The 11,313-nt window shown below is 46.8% G+C and carries 9 protein-coding genes, 2 pseudogenes and 1 riboswitch; of the genes and pseudogenes, 3 read left to right on the top strand and 8 right to left on the bottom strand.

Annotated elements, in window-relative coordinates; translation table 11 throughout:
- Both VU18_RS03830 and asnB read right to left on the bottom strand, forming a co-directional pair.
- A partial coding sequence (locus VU18_RS03830; RefSeq protein ID WP_047757705.1) for a ribonucleotide reductase N-terminal alpha domain-containing protein occupies positions 1–1,277 on the bottom strand: 1,277 nt, incomplete at its 3' end.
- 129 nt (positions 1,278–1,406) lie between these two features.
- A riboswitch (cobalamin riboswitch) is annotated at positions 1,407–1,602 on the bottom strand.
- A gap of 202 nt (positions 1,603–1,804) precedes the next feature.
- The gene (gene asnB, locus VU18_RS03825; RefSeq protein WP_047757674.1) at positions 1,805–3,712 is read right to left on the bottom strand and encodes an asparagine synthase (glutamine-hydrolyzing); all 1,908 of its coding nucleotides are present in this window, start codon (positions 3,710–3,712) and stop codon (positions 1,805–1,807) included.
- A 286-nt stretch (positions 3,713–3,998) separates the two neighbouring features.
- Here asnB and VU18_RS03820 point away from each other — a divergent pair, with 286 nt between their 5' ends.
- Both VU18_RS03820 and VU18_RS03815 read left to right on the top strand, forming a co-directional pair.
- A complete protein-coding gene (locus VU18_RS03820) occupies positions 3,999–4,889 on the top strand; it encodes a C39 family peptidase (RefSeq protein WP_047757673.1) in 891 nt (296 codons plus the stop codon).
- 129 nt (positions 4,890–5,018) lie between these two features.
- Positions 5,019–6,605 carry a multicopper oxidase family protein gene (locus tag VU18_RS03815; protein WP_011230405.1) on the top strand — a complete coding sequence of 529 codons (1,587 nt, stop codon included), beginning with the start codon at positions 5,019–5,021 and terminating at the stop codon, positions 6,603–6,605.
- A gap of 281 nt (positions 6,606–6,886) precedes the next feature.
- Here VU18_RS03815 and VU18_RS03810 read toward each other — a convergent pair whose 3' ends face one another.
- The 5 genes and pseudogenes from VU18_RS03810 to VU18_RS03790 all read right to left on the bottom strand — a co-directional run bounded on the left by VU18_RS03810 (position 6,887) and on the right by VU18_RS03790 (position 10,553).
- Complete coding sequence (locus VU18_RS03810; RefSeq protein WP_014195232.1) at positions 6,887–7,159, bottom strand: DUF86 domain-containing protein; 273 nt, start codon at positions 7,157–7,159, stop codon at positions 6,887–6,889.
- Positions 7,143–7,485 (bottom strand): annotated as a pseudogene (locus VU18_RS21165) (nucleotidyltransferase family protein). The gene VU18_RS03810 and the pseudogene VU18_RS21165 overlap by 17 nt, the downstream one beginning before the upstream one ends.
- Before the next feature lie 117 nt (positions 7,486–7,602).
- Entirely contained in the window at positions 7,603–7,806 is a 204-nt protein-coding gene (copZ, locus tag VU18_RS03800) for a copper chaperone CopZ (RefSeq protein ID WP_011230404.1), read from the bottom strand.
- Positions 7,807–7,827: 21 nt separating this feature from the next.
- Positions 7,828–10,224 (bottom strand): heavy metal translocating P-type ATPase, encoded by a 2,397-nt coding sequence (locus VU18_RS03795; RefSeq protein WP_011230403.1) that lies wholly within the window; start codon positions 10,222–10,224, stop codon positions 7,828–7,830.
- A gap of 17 nt (positions 10,225–10,241) precedes the next feature.
- Positions 10,242–10,553, bottom strand: coding sequence for a metal-sensing transcriptional repressor (locus VU18_RS03790; protein ID WP_011230402.1), 312 nt, complete (start codon positions 10,551–10,553; stop codon positions 10,242–10,244).
- Between the two features lie 137 nt (positions 10,554–10,690).
- On the opposite strand from VU18_RS03790, the pseudogene VU18_RS03785 reads away from it, so the two are divergent.
- Positions 10,691–11,011, top strand: a pseudogene (locus VU18_RS03785) (cytochrome c biogenesis protein CcdA); the annotation flags it as partial.
- Between the two features lie 74 nt (positions 11,012–11,085).
- Here the strand turns inward: VU18_RS03785 and VU18_RS03780 are convergent.
- Positions 11,086–11,313, bottom strand: a 228-nt coding sequence (locus VU18_RS03780; RefSeq protein ID WP_047757672.1) for a TlpA disulfide reductase family protein, incomplete at its 5' end; no start/stop codon positions are given.

Below are 11,313 nucleotides of genomic sequence, written 5' to 3'. Positions count from 1 at the left end.
CCCGACTCGAGCTGGCTGCGCATAATGCTTTTCATCACGTCGATCGCCGGCACTTTTTCTTTCGACAGCCTTGGTTCGTTGACGCATTGCCAATATTTCTCGCGGAAACTCCCGCGCCCTTTTTCCTCATCATAAAAATCTTCCAAGCTAAACCCCATCACCTTCCGCACTTCATGCGGATCAAACAAGTACCAGTCGCCGCGCTGTTCGACTTGCTCCATGAACAAGTCCGGAATGCACACGCCGGTGAACAAATCATGCGTCCGCAGCCGTTCGTCGCCGTTGTTGAGCCGCGCATCGAGAAACGCAAAAATGTCTTTATGCCATACATCCAAATAGACGGAAATGGCCCCTTTGCGCTGCCCCAGCTGATCGACGCTCACCGCTGTATTGTTCAACTGCTTCATCCACGGGATGACGCCGGAGGAAACCCCTTTAAACCCTTTGATGTCGCTGCCGCGCGAACGGATTTTGCCTAAATAGACGCCGATGCCGCCGCCCGATTTCGACAAATTGGCGATGTCGGTGTTGCTGTCATAAATTCCTTGCAAGCTGTCATCGACCGTATCGACAAAGCAGCTTGAGAGCTGGCCGTACGACTTCCCAGCGTTGGCAAGCGTCGGCGTCGCCACGGTCATGTATAAGTTGCTTAACGCCCAATACGCTTCCTTCACGAGCGCAAGGCGCCGCTTTTGCGGTTCATTCGCCATGAGCGTCATGGCAATGACCAAAAACCGCTCCTGCGGCAATTCATACAACCGCCGCTCATAATCGCGGGCCAAATACCGGTCCGCGAGCGTGCGCAGCCCAATGTACGTAAACAGCTTGTCCTTTTCCGGATCAAGAAACGCACCGATGGCGTCGACTTCTTCTTTCGTATAACGTTCAAGCAAGAACGGACTGTACACCCCTTGTTCCGTCAGCGCAACAAGCAGCGAGTAGAAATCGCCATACCGCTCGCGTTCATCGTACCCGCGCTGCCGCGCCGCTTCACGGTACAATTGCCGCAAATACAGCCGGGCGCACACAAACGTCCAGTCCGGCTCCTCTTCATCAATGTAAGAAAGTCCTTCCAAAATAGCCGTTTGGTGCAGCTGTTCTACCGTGACGGACTCCTTTCGGCTAAGAAGCTGCCAAACACGCTCGACGTATTCATCAAGCGACAGACGGCCGAATCCAGCCGCGGCTTGCCCAACCAGCGCCGCAAACTCTTCACGTGAAAACGAAACCGACTTCCCTTGGTCATCGAGGATGACCGTTTTCGTCAATGTGGTCATTCGTTTCTTCTCTCCTTCCATAAAAAAATCCGCTCGGGCAGGCGAGCGGATGAAACGACAGACGAAAAAAGGCAGACGAACCCCTTGTTCTTTTCCCCTATCGTTTCATCTTCTCACACCCCGAAGAACATGAAACGTTCCAAGCAAGGCAGGTCTCCTGACTCGTGCATCGTCCTACTTTGGGGCCTTCCCAGCGGCGCGCCGAACAGCTCTTGCCGCCAGTGGCCATCCCATTTCGTCCGCACATACAGTTGCGGGGGCAGTTCCGGATTCGCACCGGATTCCCTATTAAGTCCTGATGGACACCGTTGCTTAGCAGAACAATATGTAGTTGTAAAAAAAGACCTCAAAACCAATATATAGTAGTTTAGCATCCTGATGGAACAAGCATATACCAAAACCGGGAAAATTGCAAGAGCGGGAGAAAGCAAATTTTCTCTTTCGCTTCGCCAAAGGCAAGGAAACTGTCCGCACCATCGAAAAAGGCGTTCTAGGTGTCGCCCTTAGAACGCCCTGTCGTTTTCCTGCTACGCCTCCAAAACAGACGCTGGCCGCTCCTCGCTTTGTGCGGATGAAGCAAAATCGTACTTCTTTTCCACATACACTTGATGCCAAACCATAAACGCCAACACCGTCCACAGCTTGCGGCTGTGGTCCGCCTTGTGGCGGGCATGTTCATCCAGCAGGCGATGGAGCACATCCTTATGGAACAGATGATCGGTTTCGCTTTCGTGGATGAGCTGTCTCGCCCAGTCATACATTTCGTTTTTCAGCCAGTGGCGAATCGGCACGGGGAACCCTAATTTTTTCCGGTTTAACACATGATCCGGCACGATGCCTTCGGCGGCTTTACGTAAAATATATTTCGTCGTACCGTTGGCTATCTTCATATCAGGGGCGATTTGCCTAGCAACCTCAAATACCTTTTTGTCTAAAAAGGGAACGCGCAGCTCAAGCGAATGGGCCATCGTCATTTTGTCCGCTTTGACTAAAATATCGCCCCTTAGCCATGTATGAAGATCAATATACTGCATCCGGTTGACGGGCGGGTCATGAAGCGTTTCGCGGTAAAAAGGAGCCGTCACCGCCGTATATTTGCGCCCCTCTTGGTACGTTTTGATCAACGCCGCTTTTTCCTTTTCGCTATAGATTTTCGCATTGCCGACATACCGCTCTTCAAGCGGCGTCGTGCCGCGCTCCAAAAAGCTTTTTCCTTTCATTCCGTCCGGAAGCATCTTCGCGATCACCCGCAACACCGCTTTTACGATGTTTGGCATGCGCGCAAACAGCCGCAACGACTCTGGTTCGCGGTAAATGTTGTAGCCGCCAAACAGCTCGTCCGCCCCCTCGCCGGAAAGCACAACCGTGACATGCTTTCTCGCCTCACGAGCCACAAAATAGAGCGGCACAGCTGCCGGATCAGCTAATGGGTCATCCATATGCCACATGATTTTCGGCAGCTCTTCCATATACTCCTGCGGTGAGATGACATAGCTAATGTTGTCTACCCCAAGCTTCTCTGCCGTTTCTTTTGCGACATCGATTTCACTGAACCCTTCCCGCTCAAACCCGACGGAAAAGGTCTTCAGGTGCGGATGGAATTGTTTCGCGATGGCGACGATGAACGATGAATCAATGCCTCCCGACAAAAACGCACCGACCGGCACATCGCTGCGCATATGGACGTTGACCGAATCAAACAGCGCATCGCGGATTTTCTTTACAAGCTCCTCTTCCGATTGGCGAATGGGGTCGAAGGATGCCTTCCAATAACGATGAATCGTGAGCGGTTTTCCGACTTTTTTCTTGAGATAATGCCCCGGCTCCAGCTTGTAAATGCCGGCCGACATCGTCAGCGGCTCAGGGACATATTGGAATGTTAAATAATGCTGCAGGGAATCACCGTTTGGCGATTCCTGTCTGAGGGCCAGCAAGATGCTTTTCTTTTCCGAAGCGAAAAACGTGCGATCTCCTTGCTCCGCATAAAAAAACGGCTTAATGCCGAACGGATCCCGCGCCGCAAACACCGTTTTCTCTTGCTTGTCCCAAATGACAAACGCAAACATCCCGCGCAGCTTTTCGACCGCTTTTTCTTTTTCCGCGCTGTAAAGGGCAACAATCACCTCGGTATCCGAATGCGTCGCAAACGAATATCCTTTCGCCGCCAGCTCTTCCCGCAATTCAAGATAGTTGTAAATTTCCCCGTTAAAAATGATCCAATATCGATCGTTTTCATAAGACAGCGGCTGATGTCCCGCCTCCAGATCGATGATGCTCAGCCGCCGAAAGCCAAAACTCACGTATTCATCAAAAAAATACCCCTCATCGTCGGGGCCGCGATGGGTAATCAGGCGGTTCATCTCCATCAACGTTGTTTTCCATGTTTGCTCAATCGCTCTCGGGCGATCATGAATACAGCCAATAAAACCGCACATGGCGATGATTGTCCCCCCACTTTGCTAAGAAGAATCCAAAAACAACACCAAAAACCTTTTTGTTTAAAACTAAAATGATTTATACAAAGACACTTTCATTCTATCGTACACAACATCAAGTNTCAAAAACAATCTGTTTCCATTTTTTCAGGAAAACTGCTTGCAAGATTTTCAGTTTCTCATAATATTAACGATAAAATATGGAGAAAGTGTGAATTTCACCATTTTTGCACATCGATCTGTTACTATAAAAACACACACGTGTTATAAAGGAGTTGAGAATGGCTTGTTAGCGTTTATCCTTTTTTTGACTTTTCTCATCGTTTCCCTTTGTTTTGTTCTCTTGAGAAGACCTCTGAACGGGAGGATGAATCAACGGTCGCTCGGATTGTATATTTCTTGTTTCTTGCTATTGGCCGCCTCATTATCCTATTATGCAAGTTCGGCCCAGACAGGCGATGCCATCAAAGCCTTCATACAGAACAGAAACAGCAGAGAAACCAATCCGTCCCCCAGCAATCAAGCAAAGGAGGCGAATCGATCAGTTGCCTCTTCAAAGAAACAAGCGCTAAGGACATCCGTCCTGATTGACGCCCCCCTTTTGTCTCAGCTTCCGGAACTGCCGAGGGGATGCGAAGTAACCAGCTTGGCCATGCTCTTGAATCATGCCGGCATTCGCGTCGATAAGATGACGTTGGCGAAACAAATCAAGAAAAATCCTACTCCGTATCAAGTGCGAAATGGCCAAGTGTTTTACGGCCACCCAAATGAAGGGTTTGTCGGCGATATGTATACGTTATCGAAGCCTGGATACGGCGTGTACCATAAGCCGATCAAGCAGTTGGCTGAGCGGTACTTGCCTAACCAAATCATCGACTTAACAGGGCAATCGTTTGAGAACATCTATACATACTTGGCCAAAGGCACACCGGTTTGGGTGATCACCAACACCACCTTTCGTCCTCTTCCTCCCTCTGCCTTTCGGGAATGGCAAACCCCGCAAGGCCCGATCAAAATCACGTACCGGGAACACGCGGTGCTCATTACGGGATACGATGAGCAGTACATTTATTTCAATGATCCATTGACCGCTGTCAAAAACCAAAAAGCGCCGAAACAAGACTTTATCGACGCTTGGGTTCAAATGGGACGGCAGGCGATTACCTACCACCGTTAGACATCGGTGAATCCGAATCGCTTGCCTTTTTTTACATTTCAGTTGAACGATTTTCTCCATACATTTTGCACATCTATTTTTTATCATATCATTGCATCTCCCACTACAAGCTTAAGGAGGGAAAACGACATGAAAAAATGGCTGCTTGGCGCCATTTTCGCAGGAGTAGCAGCGATTGGCGCAGCTTGCTCAAATCCATCTTCCATGCAGGGACACGACATGTCCGGCATGAATATGGAAAAAGAAAATACTTCCGCTGAAACGAGCAAGCAGCAATTGCCTTTAGCAACCAATACAGAAGTATTATCCGGGAAAGAAATTCACCTTACTGCGAAGGAAGCGTTATTACCCATTAATGGTCAAATCAAACTCCCGGTATACACGTATAATGGATCCGTGCCTGGTGCACAAATCCGCGTGAAGCAAGGAGACAAAGTAAAAATCGTAGTAAAAAATGAATTGCCGGAACCGACAACGATTCACTGGCACGGCTACCCTGTTCCAAATAACCAAGATGGAGTACCGGGTGTCACGATGGACGCCATTAAACCGGGTGAAACGTTTACGTATGAATTTACAGCAACCGTGCCGGGAACGTATTGGTATCATTCCCATCAAAAAAGCGCCGAGCAAGTGGACAAGGGATTATACGGTACATTAATCGTAGAACCGAAAAATGAAGAAAAAGTCGATCGAGATTACACGCTTGTATTAGATGAATGGATGAGCGACCCGGACGCCGAAAGCCATATGGACATGAATATGAGCGGCATGGATCATAGTAATATGAATAATGGAAATAGCTCTGATAATCAACAAATGGATATGAACAGCATGGGACATAATATGAATATGTACGATATTTTCACGATTAACGGAAAAAGCGGGGCTGCTGTCCAACCGTTAAAAGTGAAAAAAGGCGAAAAAGTGCGGCTTCGTCTGATCAATGCAGGGTACATGTCCCACAAGCTTCATTTGCATGGACATGAGTTTAAAATTGTCGCAACGGACGGCCAACCGTTAAAGAACCCGCAACCAATCAAAGATGAACTGTTGAATATCGCTCCGGGTGAGCGCTACGACATTGAGTTTATCGCCAATAACCCGGGTGAATGGCTGCTGGAATGCCACGGCAATATGAAAGGCACCGATGGCATGAAAGTGAAAATTCAATACGAAGGACAAGCAAACAATACGGACAAAGCAAATGCAAAAGAAAACCTCCCTGTCGTGGATATGACAACATATGGAAAATATGAAACAGGTCCATTTACGTTAGACCAAAAATATGATGTAGAGTATACAATGGATTTAGGAACGGCCATGGGCAAAAATGGCATGATTTTCACGATTAATGGGAAAACGTATCCTGACACAGCGCCTATTCATGTGAAGACAGGAGATTTCGTAAAAGTAAAAATCGTGAACAACTCGCCGATGGATGTACATCCGATGCATTTACACGGCCATTTCTTCCAAGTGTTAAGCAAAAACGGCAAGCCGGTCACAGGCTCTCCATTGATAAAGGATTCCTTAAATGTAAACCCTGGTGAAGAATATGTCGTCGCGTTTAAAGCGGATAATCCGGGAAATTGGATGTTCCATTGCCATGACTTGCACCATGCTTCAGCGGGAATGGTGACAGAAGTCAAATATACCGACTACAAATCGGACTATACTCCAGATCCGAATGACACAACCAATAAAGGTGAATAAAAAAGCTGAAGGGGCTGACCCAAAACACAAATGCGTTTTGGGTCAGCCCCTCTTTTCTTATTAGCATATATAGGTATAAAACAATCATATAGGTATAAAACAATCACCAAAAAACAATATGTTATATTTTGTTTAAGAAAAATCACTCCCTTAGGCCAACCCCTTTTTTGAATAACGAGCTATCCCCAAACAGCGCATACGGTTTGAATTGAAGTCTAACTTTCATTTAGCAATCGTTCAACGTGCTGTTTTAATACAGGAATCTTATTTCGAACGACATCCTACACAATTCGATAATTAATGGAGAAATAACTGTGGATCAGCATATCCCTCATGCCAGCCATCTTTCTCCATTCGATATATGGGGATGCTTGCCTGATTTCGTCTGGAATGTTTTTGGCTGCTTCTCCAATCACTAATATGTTTTTAATGACTGCGTCTGATACTAAATCATTATCTAAAAAGTCATCATAGGAAAGCCCTTGGGTGTACTTCTCAATTTTCTCTGCAGCAGCCAAAATATCTTGCAAAAAGACGCTAGGATCCCTCTGCATACTTAACACTCCTTAAAATAGTTGGCTTTAATCCTGGTTTGATATCATCTACAATCACTAAATCCACTGGTTTTTGAAAATGATCTTCCAAACTCAGTTTCAACTCCATATAATGATCAAACGTCACCGCATTATCCATAAATTCCACCAACACATCAATGTCACTTGATTCCCTTTGTTCCCCCCCGACTGTACGAGCCAAATAACCCGATTCGCTTCACACCATACTTTTTCTTCCACAAATCTAAACATTTCGATATTTCATTAAGGATGTCTTGTTGTGATAGCAAATAACCCCCCCCTTTTTCCGCGCCTGTTATTTTCATTATAACATCTCGCTTTCTCGATATTCTTCAAGAAGAGAAAAAACTTTCCCCAGCCGAGACCCGCTACGTTCTAGATAAAAAAGTGCCCCGTCATCACTTCGGGGCACCTTCCGTATGTTATTTCACATCATATCCTTGCTCTTCAATCGCTTCTTTCAGTTTTTCTACGCTGACCTTTGTTTCATCATACTCCACATCGACAGTTCCTTCTTGCAAATGCACTTCTACACGGCTGACGCCATCCAACGCTTGAAGGGCATTGGTCACCGCCGCTTTGCAATGTCCGCATGTCATTCCTTGTACTTGTAATGTAATGGTCATCGTCCATTCCTCCTTGAATGTTTATAGTTTCACGCGTTTCAAACGAAGCGCGTTGGCGACAACCGACACAGAGCTGAATGCCATCGCCGCTCCAGCGATCCATGGCTCCAATAATCCGAAAGCGGCGACCGGAATGCCAATCGTATTATAAAACAACGCCCAGAACAGATTTTGCCGAATGTTTTTCATCGTTTGGCGGCTCAACTCAATGGCTTTCGGGATATGGCGCAAATCGCCGCCGACCAAGGTCACATCAGCGGTCTCGATGGCGACATCAGCTCCTGTGCCAATCGCCATCCCAATATCCGCTTTGGCCAGAGCTGGAGCGTCGTTAATCCCATCGCCGACCATCGCCACACGTTTTCCTTGCTTTTGCAATTCCTCGACGATGTTCGCTTTGTTTTCCGGGAGCACCTCGGCGTACACATGCTCAATGCCTACTTCATTGGCGATCGCTTCCGCTGTCCGTTGATTGTCCCCTGTTGCCATATAGACATCGATGCCCATTTGTTTTAATGTTTGAATCGCTTCTTTCGAGCTTTCTTTCACCGTATCCGCGACAGCAATGATGCCGGCAAGCTGTCCATCGATGGCAACGAGCATCACTGTTTTCCCTTGTTTTTCAAGCTCTACCATTTTATCTTCATGCACAGAAATCGCTACAGAGCGTTCCTTCATCAATTTTCGCGTCCCAATAAGGATGCTTTTTCCGTCAATGACAGCTTCAATTCCGTGGCCGGTAATGGCGGAGAAGTGCTCCAATGGCTTCATCGAAATCGCTTGTTTCTTCCCGTATTCAACAATCGCATGAGCCAGCGGATGCTCCGAAGCGCTCTCGGCGGAAACCGCATAATCGAGCATGTCCTCGCGGAAGGCTAGCACATCGGTGACTTCCGGTTTTCCTTTTGTCACGGTTCCTGTTTTATCGAGTAATACGGCATTGATTTTATGCGTTCCCTCTAGGTACTCACCTCCTTTAAAGAGAATTCCTTGTTCTGCCCCTTTTCCTGTACCGACCATAATCGATGTCGGTGTGGCCAAACCGAGCGCACAAGGGCACGCGATGACAAGAACAGCGATGGCCACCTCAAGAGCTTTGGCCAAATCACCCGGCGCAACGAAGAAGTACCAGATTAGAAAGGAAACAACCGCAATTCCGACAACAATCGGTACGAAAATGCCGGAAATGGTATCCGCCATCCGCTGAATCGGGGCTTTCGACCCTTGCGCCTCTTCAACGATTTTAATGATATTGGCCAGCGCGGTATCTTTTCCGACTTTTTCGGCACGAATGGTCAGTACGCCATTCGTATTCATCGTCGCCCCGATCACATAGTCGCCTTCCTTCTTATCAACCGGGATCGATTCACCGGTAATCATCGATTCGTCTACGGAAGAAGCGCCGGAGATGACTGTACCGTCTACCGGAATTTTTTCTCCTGGCTTGACAAGGATCGTATCGCCGATCACCACTTCCTCCAGCGGAACTTTCATTTCTTCCCCATTCCGAATGACGGTCGCTTCCTTCGCCTGCAGGCTGACCAACTTCGAGATTGCTTCGGTTGTCCGCCCTTTCGCAAGCGCTTCAAAGTATTTGCCGACAAGCACAAGCGTAATCAAGACGGCGCTCGTTTCAAAATACAGCCTCGGCATATAGTCAGGATTCCCAAGCGTCCGCCACGCTTCATACAAGCTGTAAAAGTACGCGGCCGATGTCCCCAGCGCCACGAGAACGTCCATGTTGGCGCTTTTGTTGCGCAACGCCCGATACGCCCCGACATAGAAGGGACCGCCGATGTAAAACTGAACGGGTGTAGCTAAAAGAAGCTGGAACCACGGATTCATCAGCCAATGCGGCATCGGCAAGCCGATATCAAACGGCATATGAGCCAGCATCGTATAGAGCAGCGGCAACGATAAGATGATGGAAATGGCGAGTTGCCGTTGTTTTTGTTTCAGCCGCTCTTCTTTCCGACCAGCATGGTCTTGTTCTTCGTTTCGAATTTGCCCCCTGTACCCAAGCTTTTTGATTTTCTCTAAAATGTCTTCGACAGATGTGACACCCTCCTTGTATTCGACCACCGCGCTGTTTGTCGCCAAGTTGACAGCAGCGCTTGTAACACCTTCCATCCGATTTAACCCTTTTTCAATCCGTGTCGCACAGGCCGCACATGTCATTCCTTCAATATCAAGCGTCACTTTTTCTGTCGCAACGCCATACCCCAAATTCTCAATTTTCATTTCGATATCGGCTATATTTTGCTTCGATGGATCATATTTAATCGTTGCTTTTTCCATTGCCAAATTGACATTGGCTTCTACGCCATCCATCTTATTTAATACTTTCTCAATCCGATTGGCGCACGCGGCACATGTCATGCCGGTCACTCTAAGTGTGACATGCTTTTGTTCACTCATAATGCTTCCCACTCCTTTCACTTTGAGAACTGTTTAATGACATCCATTAATTCGCGAATGGATTCTTCTCCACTTCCTTCGCGGATCGCTTTAGACACACAATGGCTGACATGACGTTCTAACAAGTTCAATCCTACTTTATTTAACGCTGCCGTGATCGCTGAAATTTGCACTAAAATATCAATACAATAACGATTGTCCTCCACCATTTTTTGCACACCGCGCACTTGTCCTTCGATGCGCTTCAAGCGCTTGATGATGCTTTCGATTTCCTGTTCCGTTCGTGGAACCATTTTTTTATCCATATTATGATCTTCATAATGGTTCATCAAACATCACCTCTTTTAATTACATTATACCGGTAATGGGTATAAAACGCAACAGAGATACCCTCTACAAATCATGTTCACCACAAAACCGTAATCAATACCTGCGCAGGAAAAAGCCCGCTTTCCACAAAAAATTCACAATTTTAATTGGCATAGGATTCGCTGCGGGCTGGACTCCCTGCACAGGTCCAATTCTTGTATCAGTGATCGCGTTGGCGGCTACCAAACCGAGTGCAGCCATGTTATATATGTTCGCCTATGTATTAGGGTTTGCCGTGCCTTTTTTCATCATGTCGTTTTTTATCGGCAAGTTAAATTGGATAAAAAAATATAACACTGTCATCGTCAGAGTCGGGGGAATTCTGATGGTTATCATGGGAATTATGCTGTTTTTTGATTGGATGACAAAAATTATCATCTTTTTTACCGATTTGTTTGGAGGATTCACAGGTTTTTAATATCAAAAACATCCCCCTGAGTGGATAGTCACAATTCCTGTCACTTCCACTCAGTGGGAACCATCATTTACCTTTTATTGAATTCCTGAAATCATGCGATCCATCGTTTCATAAGACATAGGACCTACATATTTATTTCTGATAACTCCATTTTTATCAATGATATACGAGGTAGGAATCGTTATTGCACCATATAGATTTCCAATGTCTCCTTGCTCATCAAGCACAACTTTAAATGTGATCCCTTTCGCTTCCACAAAATCGCTCACCGCATTAGAACCTCTTTCGCTATTCGTCAAGTT

This window comes from Geobacillus sp. ZGt-1, assembly GCF_001026865.1.
GTDB lineage: Bacteria > Bacillota > Bacilli > Bacillales > Anoxybacillaceae > Geobacillus > Geobacillus thermoleovorans.
This window is presented reverse-complemented; position numbering and strand designations above follow the sequence as displayed.

Coding starts and splice junctions, on each gene's coding strand:
- VU18_RS03790 (WP_011230402.1), bottom strand. CDS start 10,553: ATGAACCATTATGAAGATCATAATATGGATAAAAAAATGGTTCCACGA.
- VU18_RS03795 (WP_011230403.1), bottom strand. CDS start 10,224: ATGAGTGAACAAAAGCATGTCACACTTAGAGTGACCGGCATGACATGT.
- VU18_RS03815 (WP_011230405.1), top strand. CDS start 5,019: ATGAAAAAATGGCTGCTTGGCGCCATTTTCGCAGGAGTAGCAGCGATT.
- asnB (WP_047757674.1), bottom strand. CDS start 3,712: ATGTGCGGTTTTATTGGCTGTATTCATGATCGCCCGAGAGCGATTGAG.
- copZ (WP_011230404.1), bottom strand. CDS start 7,806: ATGACCATTACATTACAAGTACAAGGAATGACATGCGGACATTGCAAA.
- VU18_RS03810 (WP_014195232.1), bottom strand. CDS start 7,159: ATGCAGAGGGATCCTAGCGTCTTTTTGCAAGATATTTTGGCTGCTGCA.